This is a genomic window from Opitutus sp. ER46, assembly GCF_003054705.1.
In the GTDB taxonomy this organism is placed as follows: domain Bacteria; phylum Verrucomicrobiota; class Verrucomicrobiia; order Opitutales; family Opitutaceae; genus ER46.
In genome coordinates this window covers 13,786-33,380 of sequence record NZ_QAYX01000022.1, presented here as the reverse complement: position 1 = coordinate 33,380, position 19,595 = coordinate 13,786, and the positions used below count along the sequence as shown (strand labels likewise).

18 protein-coding genes and 1 tRNA gene are annotated in these 19,595 nt (G+C 68.4%); 10 read left to right on the top strand and 9 right to left on the bottom strand.

Annotated features, from left to right (window positions below; all coding sequences use genetic code 11):
• The first annotated feature begins 37 nt into the window (after nucleotides 1–37).
• The 6 genes from DB354_RS10625 (at nucleotide 38) to DB354_RS10600 (ending at nucleotide 5,689) form a co-directional block, all read left to right on the top strand.
• Entirely contained in the window at nucleotides 38–196 is a 159-nt protein-coding gene (locus DB354_RS10625) for a DUF3309 family protein (RefSeq protein WP_107835609.1), read from the top strand.
• A gap of 1 nt (nucleotide 197) precedes the next feature.
• Nucleotides 198–2,114, top strand: coding sequence for an AI-2E family transporter (locus DB354_RS10620; protein WP_107835608.1), 1,917 nt, complete (start codon nucleotides 198–200; stop codon nucleotides 2,112–2,114).
• Nucleotides 2,115–2,238: 124 nt separating this feature from the next.
• Nucleotides 2,239–3,660 carry an Ada metal-binding domain-containing protein gene (locus DB354_RS10615; RefSeq protein ID WP_107835607.1) on the top strand — a complete coding sequence of 474 codons (1,422 nt, stop codon included), beginning with the start codon at nucleotides 2,239–2,241 and terminating at the stop codon, nucleotides 3,658–3,660.
• A complete protein-coding gene (locus DB354_RS10610; protein ID WP_107835606.1) occupies nucleotides 3,657–4,187 on the top strand; it encodes a methylated-DNA--[protein]-cysteine S-methyltransferase in 531 nt (176 codons plus the stop codon). Before DB354_RS10615 ends, DB354_RS10610 begins: the two co-directional genes overlap by 4 nt.
• 216 nt (nucleotides 4,188–4,403) lie before the next feature.
• On the top strand, nucleotides 4,404–4,826 hold the full coding sequence (locus tag DB354_RS10605) for a chemotaxis protein CheD (RefSeq protein WP_158277481.1): 423 nt from the start codon (nucleotides 4,404–4,406) through the stop codon (nucleotides 4,824–4,826).
• Entirely contained in the window at nucleotides 4,823–5,689 is an 867-nt protein-coding gene (locus tag DB354_RS10600; protein ID WP_158277480.1) for an HDOD domain-containing protein, read from the top strand. The genes DB354_RS10605 and DB354_RS10600 overlap by 4 nt, the downstream gene beginning before the upstream one ends.
• A gap of 8 nt (nucleotides 5,690–5,697) precedes the next feature.
• Here the strand turns inward: DB354_RS10600 and DB354_RS10595 are convergent, their stop codons facing one another.
• Nucleotides 5,698–7,176 carry a sigma-54 dependent transcriptional regulator gene (locus DB354_RS10595; protein WP_107835603.1) on the bottom strand — a complete coding sequence of 493 codons (1,479 nt, stop codon included), beginning with the start codon at nucleotides 7,174–7,176 and terminating at the stop codon, nucleotides 5,698–5,700.
• Between the two features lie 291 nt (nucleotides 7,177–7,467).
• Here DB354_RS10595 and DB354_RS10590 point away from each other — a divergent pair, with 291 nt between their 5' ends.
• Both DB354_RS10590 and DB354_RS10585 read left to right on the top strand, forming a co-directional pair.
• Complete coding sequence (locus tag DB354_RS10590; RefSeq protein WP_233256609.1) at nucleotides 7,468–8,241, top strand: site-2 protease family protein; 774 nt, start codon at nucleotides 7,468–7,470, stop codon at nucleotides 8,239–8,241.
• 173 nt (nucleotides 8,242–8,414) lie between these two features.
• Nucleotides 8,415–8,870 (top strand): response regulator, encoded by a 456-nt coding sequence (locus DB354_RS10585; RefSeq protein WP_107836040.1) that lies wholly within the window; start codon nucleotides 8,415–8,417, stop codon nucleotides 8,868–8,870.
• Nucleotides 8,871–8,890: 20 nt separating this feature from the next.
• Here DB354_RS10585 and DB354_RS10580 read toward each other — a convergent pair whose 3' ends face one another.
• Nucleotides 8,891–9,592: a DUF2293 domain-containing protein gene (locus tag DB354_RS10580; RefSeq protein WP_107835601.1), complete on the bottom strand. Its 702-nt coding sequence runs from the start codon at nucleotides 9,590–9,592 to the stop codon at nucleotides 8,891–8,893.
• 301 nt (nucleotides 9,593–9,893) lie between these two features.
• On the opposite strand from DB354_RS10580, the gene DB354_RS10575 reads away from it, so the two are divergent.
• Nucleotides 9,894–11,309 carry a PQQ-dependent sugar dehydrogenase gene (locus DB354_RS10575; RefSeq protein ID WP_107835600.1) on the top strand — a complete coding sequence of 472 codons (1,416 nt, stop codon included), beginning with the start codon at nucleotides 9,894–9,896 and terminating at the stop codon, nucleotides 11,307–11,309.
• A 53-nt stretch (nucleotides 11,310–11,362) separates the two neighbouring features.
• On the opposite strand, the gene DB354_RS10570 is transcribed toward DB354_RS10575, so the two are convergent.
• The 6 genes from DB354_RS10570 to DB354_RS10545 form a co-directional block, all read right to left on the bottom strand.
• The gene (locus DB354_RS10570; protein ID WP_107835599.1) at nucleotides 11,363–12,625 is read right to left on the bottom strand and encodes a type II toxin-antitoxin system HipA family toxin; all 1,263 of its coding nucleotides are present in this window, start codon (nucleotides 12,623–12,625) and stop codon (nucleotides 11,363–11,365) included.
• Entirely contained in the window at nucleotides 12,622–12,954 is a 333-nt protein-coding gene (locus DB354_RS23000; protein WP_107835598.1) for a helix-turn-helix transcriptional regulator, read from the bottom strand. Before DB354_RS23000 ends, DB354_RS10570 begins: the two co-directional genes overlap by 4 nt.
• Before the next feature lie 128 nt (nucleotides 12,955–13,082).
• Nucleotides 13,083–14,108, bottom strand: coding sequence for an SDR family oxidoreductase (locus DB354_RS10560; RefSeq protein WP_107835597.1), 1,026 nt, complete (start codon nucleotides 14,106–14,108; stop codon nucleotides 13,083–13,085).
• 13 nt (nucleotides 14,109–14,121) lie between these two features.
• The gene (locus DB354_RS10555) at nucleotides 14,122–15,174 is read right to left on the bottom strand and encodes a hydroxyacid dehydrogenase (RefSeq protein WP_107835596.1); all 1,053 of its coding nucleotides are present in this window, start codon (nucleotides 15,172–15,174) and stop codon (nucleotides 14,122–14,124) included.
• A gap of 202 nt (nucleotides 15,175–15,376) precedes the next feature.
• Nucleotides 15,377–18,124, bottom strand: coding sequence for a Tat pathway signal sequence domain protein (locus tag DB354_RS10550; protein ID WP_107835595.1), 2,748 nt, complete (start codon nucleotides 18,122–18,124; stop codon nucleotides 15,377–15,379).
• Nucleotides 18,125–18,443: 319 nt separating this feature from the next.
• Nucleotides 18,444–19,085 (bottom strand): hypothetical protein, encoded by a 642-nt coding sequence (locus DB354_RS10545; protein ID WP_107835594.1) that lies wholly within the window; start codon nucleotides 19,083–19,085, stop codon nucleotides 18,444–18,446.
• Between the two features lie 138 nt (nucleotides 19,086–19,223).
• Here DB354_RS10545 and DB354_RS10540 point away from each other — a divergent pair, with 138 nt between their 5' ends.
• On the top strand, nucleotides 19,224–19,457 hold the full coding sequence (locus DB354_RS10540) for a hypothetical protein (RefSeq protein ID WP_107835593.1): 234 nt from the start codon (nucleotides 19,224–19,226) through the stop codon (nucleotides 19,455–19,457).
• Between the two features lie 61 nt (nucleotides 19,458–19,518).
• On the opposite strand, the gene DB354_RS10535 is transcribed toward DB354_RS10540, so the two are convergent.
• Nucleotides 19,519–19,594: transfer RNA gene (locus DB354_RS10535), tRNA-Ala, on the bottom strand.
• Nucleotide 19,595: the final 1 nt, after the last annotated feature.

Below are 19,595 nucleotides of genomic sequence, written 5' to 3'. Positions count from 1 at the left end.
GGAGCCCGCGGCACGATCGCGGTGTCCAATCCCCGCCATGCCCATCGGAACCCTCCTGCTCCTCGTGCTGCTGATCCTCCTCATCGGCGCACTCCCGCGCTGGCCGCACAGTCGCTCCTGGGGCTACTACCCCAGCGGCGGTCTCGGGCTCGTGCTCGTGATCGTCCTCATCCTCGTCCTCCTCGGCTACGTCTAGCGTGGCGGCGCCGATCGGAGAGAACAACGAGGCCTTCACCTGGTTCATCCGCCTGGCGATCGTCACCCTCGTCGTGGCGATCATGCGGTTCGCCCAGGACGTGCTCATCCCGATCGCGTTCGCCGCGTTGCTCGCGTTTCTGCTCTCGCCGCTCGTCGTTCGCCTCGGCCGCTGGGGCCTGCCGAAACCGGCCGCCATCATCGTCACCGTCTCGTTCGCCTTTGCCGTCCTGGGCGGCATCGGCTGGGTCGTCAGCGTGCAGGCCATCGGCGTCGTGCGCCAATTGCCCGACCACGAGGCCACACTCCGCCAGAAGATCGCCGGCCTGAAGCAGCCACACAGCCCGGCCTTTCTCTCCCGCATCGCCGACATGTTCGGCAACCTGCAGCGCGACCTCCGCGCCAAGCCCGAGCGGGCCGAGCCGCCGCCCCGGCCCGACGACGAGCCCAAGCCCGTCCCGGTCCAGGTTAAAGCCGCCGAGGTCTCCGCCCTGCAGCTCGCACGCGACGTGGCCATGCCCATCCTGCGCCCGCTCGGCGTCGCCGGTATGGTCGTCGTGTTCGTCGTCTTTATGCTCTTCCAGCGCGAAGACCTGCGCGACCGCGTGATCAAGTTCGTCAGCGCCGGCCAGCTCAACGTCGCCACCCAGGCGCTCGACGACGCCGCCACCCGCGTCTCGCGCTACCTGGGCATGCAACTCGTGGTCAACGCCACCTACGGCATCCCTGTCGGCATCGGGCTCTACTTCATCGGCATCCCCAACGCCCTGCTCTGGGGCATCCTCGCCACGCTCCTCCGGTTCATTCCGTTCCTCGGCCCGTGGATCGCCGCCTCCTTCCCCATCCTCCTCGCCGTCGTCGTCGACCCGGGCTGGACCAAGGTCATGTACGTGCTGGGGCTCTTCATCGTGATGGAGCTCATCAGCAACAACGTCATCGAGGTGGTCCTCTACGGCGCGAGCACCGGCATCTCCAACCTCGCTCTTCTCGTCGCCGCCGTCTTCTGGACCTGGCTCTGGGGTCCCGCTGGACTCGTGCTCTCCACGCCGCTCACGGTCCTGCTGCTCGTCCTCGGCAAGTACGTCCCCGGGCTGAACTTCCTGCGCATGCTCCTGGGCAGCGACCCGGTCCTCGAGCCCCCCGCGCAGCTCTACCAACGCATGCTCTCGATGGAGTCCGACGACATGCTCGACGTCGCCCAGAAGCACCTGGAGACGAAGCCGCTCGAGGCATTCTACGACGAGGTATTCATTCCCGCGCTCCTGCTCGCCGAGGAGGATCGACACCGCGGCGCCCTCACCGAGATGAGGCAGCGCTTCATTTTCGAGGCGAGCCGCGAGTTGATCGACGAACTCGCCCGTGAGGACGAAGCCGCCGACCGCGAACTCGCCCCCGACTCTGATCCGAACACCGCTCCGCCGGCCGCCGCGGCCGCGCCGCAACCGCTGCCCGCCCCACCCGCCATCCTCGTCGTCCCCGCCCGCGACGAGGCCGACGAGGTCGTGGGCCTCATGCTCAGCCATCTCCTCCGCCGCCGCGGTGCCGCGTGCGCCGTCCAGCCCGCCGGCAGCGGCCTGCGGGAAACGCTCGAGGTCATCGAACGCCAGCGCGTGAAGCTGGTCATCATTTCCGGCCTGCCGCCCTCCACTGTCAGCGCCGCCCGGCAGGTTTACCGCCGCCTCCGCGCCGGGTTCGCGACGCTGCCGATCGCTGTCGCGATCTGGCGGCATCGCACGTCGGCCGTGGAGTTGCAGGCCCGCCTGCACACCAGCCGCAACGACCCGCTCCTCGGCTCCCTCGCCGAAGCCGTCGCCGCCGTCGAAGCCGCCGGCATCGGCCTGGAGCCGCCCCGCCCGCGCGAAACCGACGACGCCAGCGCGGCCGAACCGCCCGCCGCGTCGCCCGCGCCCGCGTCCTGAATTGCACCGGAATTATCCGGACGCGCGCCGGCCCGCCGGCTGCTACCTTCGCGGCATGTTCGTCCGTATTCATTCCGGCATTTGCCACGCCGCGGGTCGCCCGCGAACGTAAGGATCTTCCGCGATGCGCCTTTCCCACCAACGCATGTACGAGCGCATGCTCGCCAGCGACCCGACCTGCAACGGGCACTTTTTCACCGGCGTGCTCACCACCGGCATCTACTGCCTGCCTTCCTGCAAGGCCCGCAAGCCGCGCCGCGAAAACGTCCGCTTCTTCCCCACCTGCGAGGCCGCCCGCGCCGCCGGCCTCCGCGCCTGCCGCAAGTGCCATCCCGACGACTTCGCCCGCGGCGCCGATCCCGTGCTGCAGGACGTCGAGACACTCGCCGCCGAGATCGCCGCCCAGCCCGCCGCCTTCGCCGACGTGCGCGCCATCGTGCGCCGCTCCGGCTTTGGCTCCACCCGACTCTTCGAACTGTTCCGCCAACATCTCCACGCCAGCCCGGCCGACGTCCTGTTCCGCGCGCGGCTCGCCCGCGCCCGGCAGCTCCTCATCGAGACGGACGACGGTCTGCTCGCCGTCGCCGAAGCCTCCGGCTTCGAGTCCACCTCCGCCTTCCACGAGCACTTCCGCCGCACCACTGGCCTCACGCCGACCGCGTATCGCGCGCTCCGCGACGGCGGCCCGTTCACCGTCGCGCTGCCGGCCGACTACGCGCTCGGCTACCTGCGCCGCGCCCTCAGCCGCGACACCGCCAGCGTCTGCGAACGGCTCGCCGGCGACACCTACACCGCCGCCATCCGGCTCGCGACCGGCCCTGCCCTCCTGAAGCTGGAACTCGCGCCCGCCACCGTGCGCGCCGAGGTCTCCACCGGCTCCGCCCTCGAGGCCCACGCGATCGTCACCGGCCTCCTTGGCCTCGATCAGGACGCCGAGGGTTTTGTCCGGCTCGTGCGCAAGCTGGGGCTCGCCCGCCTCGTGGCGGGTCGTCCCGGGATGCGCATCAGCCTGACGCCGTCCATCTTCGATGGCCTCCTCTGGTCGATCATCGGCCAGCAGATCAACTTCGGCTTCGCATGCGTCCTCAAGCGCCGGCTCATCGAGCGCTGCGGCGAGCCGGTCGGCGACGGCCTGATCGCCCCGCCCACGCCCGACGCCGTCGCGGCGCTGGTGCCCGCCGACCTGGCTCCCCTCCAGTTTTCGTCCTCGAAAGCCGAATACCTGATCGCCACCTCGCAGCTCATTGCGGATGGCCGGCTCAATCTCGACGCCCTGCGCGCCATGTCCGCGACCCGCGCGGAGCGGACGCTCCTGGCGGTGCGCGGACTCGGCCCCTGGTCCGTGAACTACCTCATGATGCGCGCCCTCGGTTTCGCCGACTGCGTGCCGCTGGGCGACACCGGCGTCACCTCCTCACTGCAGTCACTCCTGCAACTTTCCGAACGTCCCGACGTCGACGCGACGCGTCGCCTGATGGCCGTCTTCTCGCCGTACCGCAGCCTCGCCACGGCCCATCTGTGGCAGCTCAACCAACCCATCCCATGACCGTTTTCCATCTCACGTTCGCGACGCCCGTCGGCGACTTCTCCGCCGCCCACGACGATTCCGGCCGCCTCGTCGCCACCGCCTTCGGCAACGCGGCTGCCCTGCGCCGCCGCTTGCCGGCCGAAGTGCGGGACGACGCTTTCGTCGCGGCTCCCCACAGCGCCACCGTTGCCGAAGTCCGCGAGCAGGTGCAGGCCTATTTTGCCGGCAAGCGCCGCGACTTCGACCTGTCGCTGCGGCCGCTCGGTTCGCTGTTCCAGCAGCAGGTTTGGCGCGAGCTTTTGCGCATCCCGCCCGGCGAGACGCGCAGCTACGGCGGACTCGCGCGCGCCCTCGGCACCTCCGCCCGCGCCGTGGGACGCGCCAACGCCACGAATCCGCTTTGCCTCGTGATTCCGTGTCATCGCGTCGTCGGCGCCGACGGCTCTCTCACCGGCTTTGCTTTCGGCGAGGACATCAAGCGCCAACTTCTGGCATTGGAGCGCGCCGCCCCCGGCCGCGCGGGCCGTCAGGTGCACGCCGCTTGAGGGCTTTCCCCCAAGGTCGCCGCAGCAGTCGGTCAAAAACACGCTAGCCCTCTCCGCTGCCTCAAGATCCGGGCGCCGCGTCCGAAGGACAGAGGGTTCTATGAACCTCTGATGGGGGCACCGCTCCAACCGCCTACGCGCACGAATCGACCACCGCACAATCACCTCTTCTTTGTCGGGGTGGCGGACTTGCGCTGCTCCAATGCACCGAGTGGTGTGATCTCGACGCTCGGGTTGGGCTCGTGCCTCGGCATCACCGCCTACGACGCGATCACGCGCACGGGCGGGCTGCTGCATGCGATGCTGCCGGATTCGAACAAGCACCACTCGCCGAATCCCCATCCGCCCATGTACCTCGACCTCGGCGTGCCCGCGCTGCTTGCGGCCATGCGCGCCGCTGGCGCCGAGCCGCGGCGGCTCGAGTTCAAGATCTTCGGTGGCGCGCAGATCCTGGATTCCAGCGAGTACTTCAGCATCGGCCGCCAAAACATCGAAATGATGAAACAGCTCGTCCTGCGCCACAACCTGCGCGTCTCGGGCTGGGACGTCGCCGGTCAGGTCAACCGCTCCATTGAACTCTATCTCGACACCGGCCGCGTGCTCCTGCGCCTGCCGGCCCGACAGCACGAATGGGTATGAGCAATCACCAAAGCGTATCGCTGGAAGAAGTCGTTCGCCGGGCCGCTGATCTCCCCTCCGCCCCCTGGCTCTTGCCGAAGCTGATGGAGCAGCTCGCCGATCCCGACTCGGCCGCGGGCCAGGTCGAGGCGCTCATCAAGGTCGACGCCGCGCTCGCCGCGGGAACTCTGCGCCTCGCCAACTCCGCCTTCCTCAACGCGGCCATGCCCTGCGATTCGCTGACCGACGCCATCGTGCGCCTCGGCTACCGCGAGATCTACCGGCTCGCCACGACGAAGATCGCCGCGCGCTGGCTGACCCATGAGGTCAAGGGCTACGGCTGGCAACCGGGCGACCTTTACGCGCACTCGCTCGCCACCGCCGTCGCCGCCGATCTCCTCGCCCGGCACTACGGCACGGTCGACGCCGAGATCGCCTACACCGCCGGCCTCCTGCACGACGTCGGCAAGCTGGCGCTCGCGTACACCTGCGGCGAGTACTTCAGCTGCGTCCGCGATTACCAGGCCCGCGAACAGTGCCCGTGGCGCGTCGCGGAGCTGCAGATTTTCGGCTTCGATCACACGCAGGTCGCCGCCGGCCTGGTGCGGAGCTGGGACTTTCCGGAATCGCTCGTCGACGTCGTCGGCTTCTACCCACGCCCGGGCGCGGCCTCCCCGCAACACCGGCCGCTGGTCGCGATCGTGCACGCCGCCAAACACTTGGCGCTCTGCCTCGGCACCGGCGTCGGCGAGGACGGCTTCACCTCCGAACTCGACGAAGCCGTGTTGCGCAACGAGGGCATCGCGCCCGAGGTTGCCGAGCGGCTGCTGCCGAGCGTCGTCGAGCTGACGAGCCGGCTGCTGCATCCGTCGCCGGCCCGCTGAGTCCCCGCCTATTCGGCGGGCGTCAATTTCTGCAGCGCCGTCTTGGTGATGCCGAGGAGCTTCGCCGCCTTGGCGACATCGCCGCCCTCGGCCGCCTTGGCCCGGGCGGCCAGTTCACGCTCCACGCGGGCGAGCACCGGCTTGCCCTCCGCCCGCAGCTGCGTGAACAGGAAATCCAGCGCGCGCTCGACGGTGAGTTCTGGCGCCGGCTCGGCGTCCGCGATCGCCGTCGCGGGTTCGACCGTGCGCTCCTCGACCTCCGCCGCCGTGGCAGCCGGCTGGCCTTCCGCCGCGGCGCCGCAGATCTCCGCAGGCAGGTCCTTCACGAGAATCGCATCGCCCTGGGCGATCACCGCGCTCCGATAAATCACGTTCTCCAGCTCGCGCACATTGCCCGGCCACGTGTGGCGCGTGAGCACGGCCATCGCCTCCGGCGCCACCTTCGTCACCCGCGACTTTTTCTGCCGCACCAGGCTCTGCAGGCAGTAGTCGACAATCTGCGGCACGTCCTCCGTCCGCTCCCGCAGGGGCGGCATCTTGATGCGCACGACGTTGAGCCGATAGTAGAGGTCCTCGCGGAAGGTTTTCGCCTTCACCATCTCCTCGAGATCCTTGTTGGTCGCCGCGATGATGCGCACGTCGACGCGGATCGTCTCGCTGCCGCCGACGCGCTGGATCTCGCCCACCTGCAGCACCCGCAGGATCTTCGTCTGCGTCTGCAGCGCCATGTCGCCGATTTCGTCGAGGAAGATGGTGCCGCCGTCGCACAGCTCGAACTTGCCGATGCGCTGCGCCGTCGCGCCCGTGAACGAGCCCTTCTCATGGCCGAACAGCTCGCTCTCGATGAGGTTGTCGGGAATCGCCGCGCAGTTGACCGCGATGAAAGGCTTCCCGGCGCGGTGGCTGTGCTTCCAAATCGAGCGGGCGACCAGTTCCTTGCCGGTGCCGCTCTCGCCCGTGATCATCACCGTGACGTCGCTCGCCGTGACCTGGCCGATGATCTTGAAGACGTCCTGCATCACCGGCGAACTACCGACGATGCCTTCGCGGTAGTCCTCGAGGTTGATGCTCGGCTTGTAGTCGCTCACCGCGCGCAGGTCGGCGTGGGCCTTGAGCGCCTTGTCCGCGAGCGCCAGCACCTTCGCGGGGTCGAAGGGCTTCATGACGTAGTCGAAGGCGCCATACTTCATCGCTTCGATCGCGGTCTGCGCCGTGCCAAAGGCCGTCATCAGGATCACGAGCTGCCGCGGATTGGCGGAGCGGATGTGCTGCAGCGCCTCGATGCCGCTCATCCCGCCCATGCGCACATCGAGGAAAATCAGGTCTGGCGCCGGGCCCTTCTTCACCGCTGCCACGCCCTGCTCGCCGCTCGCCGCCTCGAGCACCTGGAAATGGCGCGAGGACAGGACGCGGGAGAGCGAGTAGCGGATCTCGGCATCGTCATCGATGACCAGGATCGTGGGTGACTTGGCGGTGGTGTCGGGCATGCGAGAGGTTCGGGACGGAGCGCCCACACTGGAACCGATTGCCGCAGCCGCAAAGCGCGAACTGCGGGCGTTCGGCTCCTGACCGGAAGGCGGCCGTCCACGGGTTCCGTAGCAAACTTCGGGCCAGTAAATCGATGCAATGGCTTGTTTTCGGTCGGTTTGACGGCACCGTGAAACCGCCGCTCGCGCCGGCGTCTCCAGCCCGTTTCCCTTCTATCTCCGAGACCCTGCCACGTCCTGATGCTGAACTGGTCGCTTAAACTTTTCCGGGTGCGCGGGATTCAGTTGGCGGTGCATTCCTCGTTCTTCCTGCTGCTCGGGTTCGTGGCGTGGGAGGGCTGGCAGGCGGATCCGAAAACGGGTCAAGGCGGCGGATGGGTGGATATGGCGTGGAACGTCGGCATCCTGCTCGCATTCTTCACCTGCGTCGTCCTCCACGAGCTGGGCCATTCCCTGACCGCGATGCAGTTCGGCGTGGGCGTCCGCCGCATCCTCTTGATGCCGATCGGTGGCATGGCGGAGTTCGACACCATCCCGCGCCAACCGGCCCGCGAGCTCCTTATCACCGTCGCCGGCCCGGCGGTGAACTTCGCCATCGCCGGCCTGATCTTCCTGTTCATCGGCGCCCCCGCCGGCTGGCCGTGGGGACAGTACGGTTTCACCGCCGATGCCAGAGGCTTCGCGCAACTGCTCGCCCACTGGAACCTCATCATGGGCCTGTTCAACCTCGTCCCGGTATTTCCGATGGACGGCGGCCGTATCCTGCGCGCGGCCCTCGCTTCGCGTCTGCCCTACCTGCGCGCCACCCGCATCGCCGCCAACATCGCCAAGGTACTCGCGGGAATCGGCATCATCGGCGTGATCGCGGTGCCGCTCTTCTACGGCGAGTCCCCGCTTTATCTCACCGCCGCCCTGCTCGGGTTCATCCTGATCGCCGGCGAACTCGAGTACCGGGCCGCCATCCGCCGCGAGCGCGACGACGCCCACTGGCGCGAGACCATCGCGCGGATCCACCAGGCGGAATCAACCCCACCGACCGATGAGCCGCCCCTGCTCCGCTCCTGAGCCCGCCCTACGGGATTTTCATCTGACGGGGAGCCTTCGCCCGGTTCGGCGGTCCATCGCGCCGTCCTTTCAAACCGCCACTCCACGCCGCTTTGTCCTCTTCCCTCGCACCCTTTCCGGCCGCTCCGCCTTCCGCCCGTTCCCCGGCGCGGATGGAGGTGCCCGCGTCGTCCATGCCTGACCGCTTTCCCATCTTCGTCGTCGAGGATTCGGACGACGACCTGTTCCTCTTCCGCCGGCTGCTCATGAAAGCGGACATTCGGAACCCGCTGGGCGTGGCCACCAACGGACAGGCGGCGATCGACCAGCTCGCGGAACTGGCGCAAGGGCCGGCCGAGCTGCTGCCGCGCGTCGTCTTTCTCGACCTGAAGCTGCCGCTGCGCAGCGGCTTCGAGGTGCTGGAGTGGATCCGCGCGCAACCCGCGTTGCGCGGCACCGCCGTCATCGTGCTCTCCTCCTCGGCCGAGGCCCGTGACGTGCGCCGGGCGTACGAACTCGGCGCCCACGGCTATTTGGTGAAGTATCCCGCCGCCCCGGTCTTTCGTGACATTGTCCAAACCGTCTCGGCTCGTCCCGCCGGCCAGCCTGCCGACGGCGTCGTGTTCGAGGGCATGACCAAGCCCGAGTGACGCCCGCCGCGCGCGGTGGGTCAGCCGATCGTGCGCACTGCCAGGTGCGGGGCCAGCGCCGTGTGGAGCGGACACTGCGCCGGGTCAAACGGCGCGCCGGATCGGTACTTTTCCAGGAGTCGCACTGAGCGCTGCGCCAGCATGCGGCGGACCTCGCGGCGGCGCCCCTTCTCGCGCGGGATCACCATGTCATCGTAGCCCGTGGTCTGGTGGCGCAGCCAGGCGATGGTTGCCGCTTCGGCGCGCGCTTCGACCGGAATGCGTTTCGTGCGCGCCACCGTCCCACTGCCCACCGGCGTGGCGTGAGCCGCGATGAGCCCGGCCAGGGCCCGCGCCGCCGCTTCGTGCCGGGCGTGAAACGCCAGGTACCGGAATACCGCCGTCGTGAAATCCACCGCGTAGTCCTCCTCCGCCGCCGCGCGCCGCGCCCGTCCGGCATCGAGGCGCTTCTGGTAACTCGGATCCTGCAGCTCCACCTGTCGCTCCGCTCGCAGCGCCGCGATCCGATTCGCCGGCGCCCAGATCCCGCGCGAGAAGCGTTTCCGCCCCTTCATCTCGATCACGGTGATCGTCGGCCCGTCCTCCTTGATCCGTCGGCTCAGCGCCGCGTCGCCCGGCGGCAGAAGGTCCCAATCGTCCGGCACGCGCTCGAGTGCGGCGCGTTCATTGATGACGTGCCGCGGCATCGGCGCCGGGCGAACCTCACGAGCGTAAATGGACATGGAAGATCAGAGGGGGCCGATACGACAATCAGCGCCCCCCGATGACCTCAAGCGCGGGTTTTTGGGCCAAAGAGGGGGCCGCCCCGACACTCTTTCTCATACTCTTCCTCTTCCTCTTTCTCTTACTCTCATCCGTTCGCGCCGCGCGATGCGCGGCGCGAGACCGAGAACCGGGATGAACGAATGAGAGTAAGAGAAAGAGGAAGAGTATGAGAAAGGCCAGGGCCCCCCCGCCCCCCATTTGACCCTGCGCGCAGGCGATGGAACGGTGCGCGCGCCCCCGCCCCTCCGCACTGCTCCCATGAAACCCGCCCACCTGACGGTCGCCCTCCTCGGCTCACTCACGTTTGTCTCCCTCGGCCTGGCGCAGCGCCGCGACGCGCCCTCGCTGTACGCCCAGCTCTGCGCTTCGTGCCACGGCCGAGCGCTGCAGGGCAGCGACAGCGCGCCGAGCATGCTCGACGACCAGTGGCGCTACGGCCCCGAGGACGCCATGCTTGCCCGCATCATTCGCGACGGCACCGGCGACGCCGGAATGCCCAGTTTCAAGGCGGGCCTCTCCGACGCCGAGATCCGCTCGCTCGTCATCTTCATTCACGAAAGCCGCGCCAAGGCCCAGCCCGCCCGCCCGAGCGTCAGCCGCAACCGCGTCATTAAGTCCTCCCAGCACTCGTTTCGCGTTGAGCCCGTGGTCGATGGCGTGCGCACGCCGTGGTCCGTCGATTGGCTGCCCGACGGCCAGATGCTGATCACCGAAAAGGCCGGGCACCTCCGGATTGCCCGCGACGGCAGGCTGCAGCGTAACGCGATTTCGGGTACGCCCGAGGTGACCGCGAACGGCCAGGGCGGACTCCTCGACGTCGCGGTGCATCCCGACTTTGCCCGCAACGGCTGGATCTACCTCTCGTTCAGCCATCCGACCCGCAACGCCAGCGGCGAGGCCGTCAGCATGACCAAGATCGTCCGGGGCCGGATTCGCGACGGCGCGTGGGTCGACGAACACCCGATCTGGGCCGCCCCGCTTGAGACGTATCTCCCCGCGGGCGGCGTCCACTACGGCTGCCGGCTCGCCTTCGATGGCAAGGGTTACCTCTTCTTTAGCCATGGCGAACGCGGTCGGAAGGAGCACGCGCAGGACGTCCACCGGCCCAACGGCAAGATCCATCGCATCCACGACGACGGCCGGATTCCCTCCGACAACCCCTTCGCCGGCCAGGCCGGCGCGATCGGCTCGATCTGGGCCTACGGCAACCGCAACCCCCAGGGCCTCGATTTCGACCCGCGCACCGGCCGGCTGTGGGAAACCGAGCACGGGCCGCGCGGCGGCGACGAACTCAACCTGATCGAGCGCGGCCGGAACTACGGCTGGCCCGTGATCACCTACGGCATGAACTACGACGGCACGCCGATCACCGGCGAGACCGCCCACGAGGGCATGGAGCAGCCGGTGATCCACTGGACGCCCTCCATCGCGGTGTGCGGACTCGATTTCTACACCGGCACCCGGTTCCCGCGCTGGACCGGCAACCTGTTCGTCGGCTCGCTCGCCGCCGAGGAACTCCGGCGCGTGGTCATCGAGGACAATCGCGTGACCGGCCAGGAGCTGATCGTGAAGGACCTCGGCCGGATTCGCGACGTCGCCAACGGTCCCGACGGCTACCTCTACATCGCCTTCAACGATCCCGACCAGATCGCCCGCCTCGTCCCGGCCGACTAGCCCGTTTTCGCTGCCGCGAAAACGGCGCGGCCGAGCAGCCGAACCCGCGCCGCTTAACGCCGCTCGGCGAATGCCGGCGCCAGCAGTTCGATTTCGTCCCGGGGAATTCGCAGCCGGCGCGCCACGTCGCGCCACTGCGCCACCGCGCCGCGAACTTTGGCCATGATGCCGTCGGCAACCTGCGGCTTCAGCCCATAATACGGCGCAGTTGCAAGCACGATGGCTGGATCTGGGGTCGGGTCACGTTCGTCGATCGCGAGCGTGTGCAATCGCCGCTCGGGATTGGCGTTGAGATCGTAGGCTGGCGCAAGCCGCCAGCCATCCGCCTCCAGGATGAACCCGTGGTTGCGAAGATGATCGTCGGTGTTGCCAGCGCAGACACTGAACGCCACCCGCGTCCAAAGCTGGCGAAGATCATCCGCCCGATGCCGCACGCTGCCCCGCGTCGTGAGGAACTCAGCGAGGTCGAGATAGCTGCCTCCCTGGCCATCAGTCCGCCCCAACAGCGTCATGGCCGAGACGAAGAACCGCCTGCCACCCGAAACCCGGTCGAATCGCCTCGTGGCGAAGGTGCGGTGCCGACCTGAGAGCGACAACAGCTCCGCCCGGGCCACGTCCACCCCGGCCGCAACCGCCAATTCGTGCACAAGCAACTCCCACGCCCCCATGTCACGCCGATCATCCCGGCTGGGAAACTTCGCGATCCACAGCGATCCATCCCGATGGGTGAAGTTTGCTTTCGGCCGGGCCCCACCCAGCGAGCTACCCGGGGCCAGCAGTGCCATGAGCCAGCGGGAAAACTCCTTCCGCTCAGGCGCACCCGGGGCTTCCAACGCGAGAGACGCAGCCTCCAACTCCCGCAACGACGCGAGCGGCGGGGCAGCGAGGCCGTCGTCATCGTCGAGGAAGGGTTGGTCCGGCCCCGTCCGGAAGCGCAATGCGCCCATGCGACAGCTATCGTGAACGCCGAGCAGGTAATCCCACTCACCCAGCGTCCGCACCGGACGCTTGGCTTCACGCGCCCGCAAGACTTCACGTCTGTCCAGCAGCAACCGCCCCCAACGGTCCGGTGCGGAATCCAAGAAGATGCGGAATACGCCCGTGTCGTTCGCCGCATAGCTCTCCCCTGCGTGCAATTGAAGGTCAGGATCGATGGCGAAAGCGTCGCCTCGATCGAGCCAGGACCGCTCATAGGCGAACGAGAAGATCTCCCGACCGTGCGCCGCGGCGTGGAACAACGTCCCAACCCGGAAGGCCGCGCCGAGGAAGTCGGCCTCAAGCAGAACCTCAACTTCCTCGCGATTTCGCGCTTTCACGATGGCGGACGGGGTTGGGCCCGGCGAGGTGCCGTCCGACGCGCCGGCAGGTTTAGGTCCTGTAGTTTCCGCCCGAGTTCGTCATCTCGCGCCACCGTGTCCAGATCGCCATGCAGCCCTAGCACGCGCAGCACAGCCCCGTAGGTTCCGAGCGAAACACCGGGGTCACCCCGTTCGGCTCGGTGCAGCGTCGTCCGCGTCACTCCGGCCCGGGTTGCCACCGCAGCTGCGGAATACCGCCGTCGCAACCGCGCAAGGCGCAACCGCTCCCCCAAAGCCTCGAGTTGGCGGGCTTGGGCGGGGAAGAGAATGGGCACGATCCGGGCCATAGAATGGCCATAAAATGGCCATTTCGTGGCCTCTTTGTCCATTTTATAATACATTTCGACGCGAGCGGCCGTCTCGACGCCTCCTCAATGTACTCTGCGGCCGCGCGCCGGGGCCTCGCTCTGACCAACTACGCCGCGGCGAACCGCTCGCGCGCGAGGGCGCAGCCGGCTTCGTAGGCGGCGACGAGTTTGTCCCAGCGTGCATTGGTCGCGGCGTCGATCTGCTGCCGCGCGGGATCGGCGTCGAACCAGGCAATCGTCTTCCGAATCCCGTCCGCAAAGCGCGTCTTCGCGGTGAAGCCGGGCACGAAGCGCTTGATCTTCGTGTTATCGAACACCGCCGACACCGCCTTGTCGCCGAGCAGCGTACCTTCCACCGCCGGCACGCAGGAAATGATGAAGTCCGACGGAATGTGGACGAAGCGCGGCGTCTTCACCCCGGCCGCCTCCGCCGCCTGCTGGAAAATCTGGTTCCACGTGAGCACCTCGTCCGAGGTGATGTGAAACGCGTGGCCGAGCGTAGCCGGATTGCCGAAGAGCCCCACGATGCCCGCCGCGAAATCGGTGTTGTGCGTGATCGTCCACAGCGACGAGCCATCGCCCGGAATGATCACCGGCGCGCCGCGGCGCATCCGGTCAATCGTCGTCCAGCTCTGGTTCCACGCATTGAGCACGAGCGGCACCTGGTCCTCGCCGTAGGTCAGCGAGGGACGGACGATCACGGCGGGAAAGCCGGTGTCACGGTACGCCGCCTCGAGTTCGAGCTCACACGCGATCTTCTGGCGCGAGTATTCCCAATGCGGATTCGCCCGCGGGGTGGACTCCGTGATCAGGTAGTGCCCGAGGGGCTTCTGGTACACGCTCGCCGAGCTGATGAAGACATACTGCCGCGTGCAGTCGCGGAACAGCCCCAGGTCGCGCCGGACGTCCGCCGGCGTGAAGCCGATCCACTCCACCACGACATCCCAGCTGTGCCCGCGCAGCGCGGCGCGCGCCGCCTCCGGGTTCGCTATGTCCGCCACCAGCGAGCGCACGCCCGGAATCGGCCGGCGTTGGCCGCGGTTCAGCAACCAGAGCTCGTGGCCCTGCGCGAGCGTGAGCTCGGTGGCCGCCCGGCTGATCACGCCCGAGCCGCCGATAAAGAGGATTTTCATGGGAGGAGGAGGCTCAGGGTTTTCGCGTGGTGTCGGACAGCGACCATGCGCCGACCGGTTTGCTGCGCAACTTGCCCACCGTCTCGAGTGCCGCGCGCTGGCAGCGCTGTGGCGGCAGGCCCGCCAGGATGGCTTCGAGATCGTCGGCCACGAGCTGCCCGATGAGCGGCTGGATTTCCGGAATGCTGCCGGCGCGATGGGCCGCCACGAGCGTGTTCGGCGTGTTGCGGCCGAGCTCGTCCTTCGGGATCGGCTCGGTCGGCCAAACGTCGATGCCCGCGCGGATGTGCCCGCTCGCCGCTGCCGCCAGGAGTTCCGGGAAGTTCACGAGCTCCGCCCGGCTCGCCAGGATCACCACGCTTCCCCGCTGCATGCTCGCGAAATGCCGCGCGCCGATCCGGCCCGTGTTCTCGCTCGTGTTCGCCGCCAGGAGGAAGACCACGCGCGCCCGGGCAAAACACTCGTCGAGCGATGCCGGGATGACGTCATTCTCCCGGAGCACCGACGGATGCACCCACGGATCATGGATGAGGATCTCGCGCGAAAACGGCCGCAGGAGCGGCAGCAGCGCGCGGCCGAGATTGCCGAAGCCGACGATCGCGAGCGGCTTCCCGTGCAGAAGGAACGAGTCGTGGTTGTCGCCCTTGAACTCCCGTCCGGCCCGGACCGCCGCATCCGCTTCGTGAATGCGCCGCGCCAGCGACAGCGCCATGCCGAGGACCATCTCGGCCACCGGCCGCGCGTACACCGGCCCCGTTGACAGCACCGGGATTCCTCGGCGGTGGCACTCGGCGTAGTCGACGTTGGGCAGAAAGTTGCTCTCGACGTTGAACACCGCGCGGAGATGCGGCGCGCGGTCGAGGCGCGCCTTGTCGAGCGGCGACTGCCCGATCAGCGCGATGGTCTGCGGCAGATGCCGGTCAATGTGCTCGGCCGCCGCCGGCGAACCGTCGTGCCAGAGCACCCGGCCGAGTTTCTCGAGCCGGCGTTTCGTCGGCTCGTCGAAGATGCGGTCAATGCGGCGCGGAAACGGGTCGAGCAGGATGATGCCTTCGTTGGGTTCCATGAGGCGGTGCAGCGTGACGAAAGAAGCGCCCAGTGTATGCCCCCAGCCCCTCCCCCTTTGCCACCCGAATCTTAGGCTCTGCCCCCCTCCTCTTTCTCTTACTCTTCCTCTTTCTCTTACTCTCGAGGGCTTCGTTCTCGTTCTCGTTCTCGGCCGGCTACCACCGGCCGAGAACTGCGAAATCGCGCTTCCAATCCCCGCGCTACTTCCCGCTGTCAGCGGGTAGCGCCTCGCCCACGAGCGCGAGGCACTCGATGGCGGCGAGGCCCCACTGCGCGGTGCCGTTGGTCGACACGAAGGTCGCCTCGTGCACCGGCCGGAGCACCTCCGGACCGCTCACGAGTTTCTCTTCCGGCCGGCGCCGGCTCCAGGGGCCCTCGGGCCGCACGAACTCGGCCCAGGCCCGCTTCGCCAAGGTCGGATCCTGCTTTTGTCGGGCGGCGTACGCCGTGAGGCGCGAGTGGCCTTGCGTGAGGCTGATGCCCCGCAGCGGCGCGCCGAAGCGGCGCTTCTGCTCCTCGGGTGAGGCGTTGTAGAGCGAGCAGTACTCCAGCCAGGCCTGCTTGAACTCGGGCACGTCGATCAGCTCGATGAGTTCGGCGCAAACCTCGACGAGGCCGAACACCGCGCTCAGGTGCGACACCTGCGGCTTGTCGTCCGCGCTGCGCGCAAACCCGCCGCTTGCCAACTGCAGCCGCGCGCCGCCCGTGAAGAAGCCCTGCGGCTGCCCGGCGATGCCGCGCATGCTCGCGACCAGCCGATCCCGCATCCGCGGGTCACCGGTCCGCTCCCACTCGGTCAGCCACGCCCCGGCGATGGAACCCCAATCGGTACCGAACCCGGCATAAACCTCGGTCGCGTGCGGATCGGGCGGCGTCACCCGCTCCGCGGCCACCTTGCGGTTGGCCTGGATCATCGCCAGCGCCCGCGCCGCCTCCACCTGCTCGCGCATGAGGTCGCCCACCCGCTCGTCGCCGGTGAGATAGTAGTAGTACCGGCGGTTGACCGCGGTGCTGATCCGCAGCTGCTTCGCGCTGCAGCCCCAGTGCAGGACGTTGTGACGCGACCCCAGCGGCGCGAAACGCCCCTGGTGGTGCACGTCGACCTCGCCGGTGTGGCGCGTCATCGCCTCGGCAAAGCGGAACACCTCTGGCCGGCCGGAGTGCAGGAAGTAGAGCCAGATCCAGATGTCGGTCGAAAGCTCCGAGTTGTCCCACGCGAAGCCGCCCACGTCGTATTTCCACTCGTGACGGTCGTCGTCGTAGCTGTGCATCACGTCGCCGTAGTTCCAGAACCCATACCAGCGGCGGTCCTCGCGCTGCCGCTGGTAGAAATCGAAATACCAGTCCAGTTGGTCCTCGATCGCAGCGCGTTCCGGCGTGGATCGATCGGCCGGCGACCACAGCCGCCCAAATACCCCGGCCGCGTGGATCGTTTCCTGCCGCACCATGACCACCGGGGGCGTCCGCACCACTTCGGCCAGCGTCACCAACTGCGCCGGGCTCGGCGTCGCCGCCAGCGCCCAGAGGTACAGCTCGCTCGTGCGCGCCACGCCGTCGGGACGATCATAGCCGGGCTCGTAGTCCTCGTACGTGATCTGCATCGCCTCGAGCTGCTCAGGATAGGTGTCCTGTCCCATGTCATCATGGTAGCCACGCAGGTCCATCGCCCCGGCATTGGGTGCCCAAAGCCACGCCGTCACCTCCGCCTGCTCTCCCGTCGCGCCGCGAATATCGAGCTGCGCCGGATGGCTCTGCCAGAAGTTGCGAATGCCGAACGCCACGCCGCCTTCCGGCGTGCCCACGTAACCCAGGCCGCCCGCCCGCTGCCCGCGCGCGGCGCTCAGCCAGGTGTAGCCCGGCTTGGTGCGTTTCCGAATCTCGAACCCGTCCGCGTTCGCCTGGAACAGCGTCCAGTCCGCAAACGCCGGGACGTACTGCAGCCGGTCACTCACCGCGGCCGGCCAGGTCGCGATCGCCGGCGTCCGCTGCCCGGCCCGTTGCGCCGCCTTGACCTCCCGGCCCGGGTCGCGCCGCAGTCCGGTCAGCCCGCGCACCGCCTCGCTGAACAGGCCGTCGTCCTGGCCCGAGAACCGCACGTGGCGATCGTACAGCTCGCCCCGGAGCGGAACATTGAACCGCAGGCCGAGCCCGCGAATGAAATCCTTCTTCTCGTCGCCGTCGTGCACGATCGTGTGCAGCACGCGCACCGCATCGCCGCCGGCATAAAAGTACAGGCGCACGATGAAGGGCAGCCACGCGCGCGTGCCGCCGTCGGCCGCGTGCCGGCCCTCGAGCTTCACCACCGCGCGGACGGGTCCCGCCTGCTCGAGCGTCACGCGATCGACCGCGCCAGTGAACGGCTCGGGCTTCGCCTCGGCCTCAGCGGTATCCTGCCGCAGCAGCACCAGCCGGCCATTCTGTAGGATCGGCAGACCGCTACGCGTGATCTGCGGCACCAGCACCCGGCCGGTGCGCGCGATCCGGACCTGGATCACGCCGGTATCCACTTCGATGGCATCGCCCGCCTCGACCGCGCGCACCGTCTTGGCCGGCGCGATCGGCTTTCCGGCTGCGAGCTCGAACTCCGGCGCGCCGCTCACGTCCGCCGGCAGCGCGTGCGCGGTCCACTTCAGCGAGCCATCCGGCCAGGTGGCCAACGGCCAGCTCTGCACCGGCAGCTCGGCGCCGTTGGCCGCACGCAGCGTGAAGGTCGTACCCGCCGGGTGCACACCCTGCGGCCACGGCACGCCACACGTGGCGCCGGGCTGCACGCGTGGGGCCTTGCCGTCGAGCCAGCGCAGTTCGGCCACGCCCGGACGCGCCTGCCGCTTCGGGGTCGGCGCCGCCGCGGGAGCCGAAGGTTGCGCCGCCAGCGAGGAGGCGATCTGCGCGGCCGCGGCGGCCAAGGCGGTACGACGCACGAATTCCCGACGGGTGAGATTCGACATGATGTGTTTTGGGGGAAGACGCACAGGGTACGCCGGCGATCCGCCGACACGACCCGCGCCGCGCGCGGACAGTTCGGCACTTCCGGGCCGCAATCTAGAACTTTTCCACCTTCAACCTCCAACATGCCAACGCCCGGGCCTGCCGACGCGAAGTCGCGCCACGTCCGGCCTGAACCGCAACCTTCAAACCTGCCAACCTGCAACAGGCCGACAGGCCGCCGGCATGGCCGGCGCGCAACCTGCAACCTTCCAACCTTCAACCTGCAACTTTGCCCGCGCCCCGTGCGGCGCGACGCGCGGTCCGTCGCGCGGTGTCGCGTTATTCGAGCGTCACGATCGCGGCGTCGCGCAGGTACACGGTCACCGCGTCGCCCAGCGGCTCGTAGTCGGAGTCCGAAACGACCTTCACCGGACGCGTGATCGAGCGCGCGTGCATCTGATACTCCCAGCGTCGCCCGGGCGCATCGCCGAAGCCGGCGATCACGGGCACGTAGTGGAAACGTCCATCCACGAGGGACACCGAGTAGCCAAACTTCACGACGAACGGCCCCTCGGACGCCGCCCGGTCGGTCTCGTCGGCGAGTTCGTCGAGGTTGACGCGAAACCAGAAGGCGCGCGCGTTGCGGGGCAGATTGGCGACGCGCCGCGGGGGTGCGCAGCGCTCGGCCGTGCTGACCACGCGCCCGCCCGCCCGCAGCTCGAAACCCGCGTTGCTGAGCGCCTCCTCCGCGGTCGGCAGCGTCGAGAAGAGGCAGACGTACGCATACTTGGGGTCGGAGGTCAGCCAGGCGTCGAACTGCAGCGCCACCTGCACATACGCCGTCGTCCCCACCAGTCGCACGTGGACGGTCTCGCCCGCCAGCCGCGCCCGCGGCCGCCGCGGCGTCTCCGCCGGCTCCGTCTCCGCCGCGCTCACCACCGCAGCCACCGCCAGCAACGCCACGCACGCCAGGACCTTCATGCGACGCATTGAACCCCTTCGCCGCCCGGCCGCCAGTCCGCGGTACACCGCATTTTTATGCCTGCAATGGCGCGAGCATCGCGGATACTCCGGGCCACCCCTGCGCCCCGCCCGGGCGCTCCAGCCCCCGCCCCGCCTATGAGCATGGATGTCCGCGTCTTGCCGCTTCTGGATGATTGCATTGCACAGGCCGCCGCCCGCCTCGCCGCCTCAAAGGTCGAGGCCGTGCCGATCGATGGCGCCGAAAACAAGGTGCTTGTCCGGGCCGGCACCCGCACCGCGGACGAGAAGCTGCGCAGCGGATTGGTCCTTTTTCCGGTCGTGCGCGACAACGGCTATTACGTCGTCTGCATCGACCAGCCGCAGGCCTGAACCAGGCCGCCCCCGGGGCTAAAAACAAGAAGCCGTCCCTTGCGGGACGGCTTTTGTAAATTGGTGGACCCTACCAGGTTCGAACTGGTGACCTCCTCAATGCCATTGAGGCGCTCTACCAACTGAGCTAAGAGCCCT

Coding starts and splice junctions, on each gene's coding strand:
- DB354_RS10625 (WP_107835609.1), top strand. CDS start 38: ATGCCCATCGGAACCCTCCTGCTCCTCGTGCTGCTGATCCTCCTCATC.
- DB354_RS10615 (WP_107835607.1), top strand. CDS start 2,239: ATGCGCCTTTCCCACCAACGCATGTACGAGCGCATGCTCGCCAGCGAC.
- DB354_RS10610 (WP_107835606.1), top strand. CDS start 3,657: ATGACCGTTTTCCATCTCACGTTCGCGACGCCCGTCGGCGACTTCTCC.
- DB354_RS10600 (WP_158277480.1), top strand. CDS start 4,823: ATGAGCAATCACCAAAGCGTATCGCTGGAAGAAGTCGTTCGCCGGGCC.
- DB354_RS10595 (WP_107835603.1), bottom strand. CDS start 7,176: ATGCCCGACACCACCGCCAAGTCACCCACGATCCTGGTCATCGATGAC.
- DB354_RS10585 (WP_107836040.1), top strand. CDS start 8,415: ATGCCTGACCGCTTTCCCATCTTCGTCGTCGAGGATTCGGACGACGAC.
- DB354_RS10580 (WP_107835601.1), bottom strand. CDS start 9,592: ATGTCCATTTACGCTCGTGAGGTTCGCCCGGCGCCGATGCCGCGGCAC.
- DB354_RS10575 (WP_107835600.1), top strand. CDS start 9,894: ATGAAACCCGCCCACCTGACGGTCGCCCTCCTCGGCTCACTCACGTTT.
- DB354_RS23000 (WP_107835598.1), bottom strand. CDS start 12,954: ATGGCCCGGATCGTGCCCATTCTCTTCCCCGCCCAAGCCCGCCAACTC.
- DB354_RS10560 (WP_107835597.1), bottom strand. CDS start 14,108: ATGAAAATCCTCTTTATCGGCGGCTCGGGCGTGATCAGCCGGGCGGCC.
- DB354_RS10555 (WP_107835596.1), bottom strand. CDS start 15,174: ATGGAACCCAACGAAGGCATCATCCTGCTCGACCCGTTTCCGCGCCGC.
- DB354_RS10550 (WP_107835595.1), bottom strand. CDS start 18,124: ATGTCGAATCTCACCCGTCGGGAATTCGTGCGTCGTACCGCCTTGGCC.
- DB354_RS10545 (WP_107835594.1), bottom strand. CDS start 19,085: ATGAAGGTCCTGGCGTGCGTGGCGTTGCTGGCGGTGGCTGCGGTGGTG.
- DB354_RS10540 (WP_107835593.1), top strand. CDS start 19,224: ATGAGCATGGATGTCCGCGTCTTGCCGCTTCTGGATGATTGCATTGCA.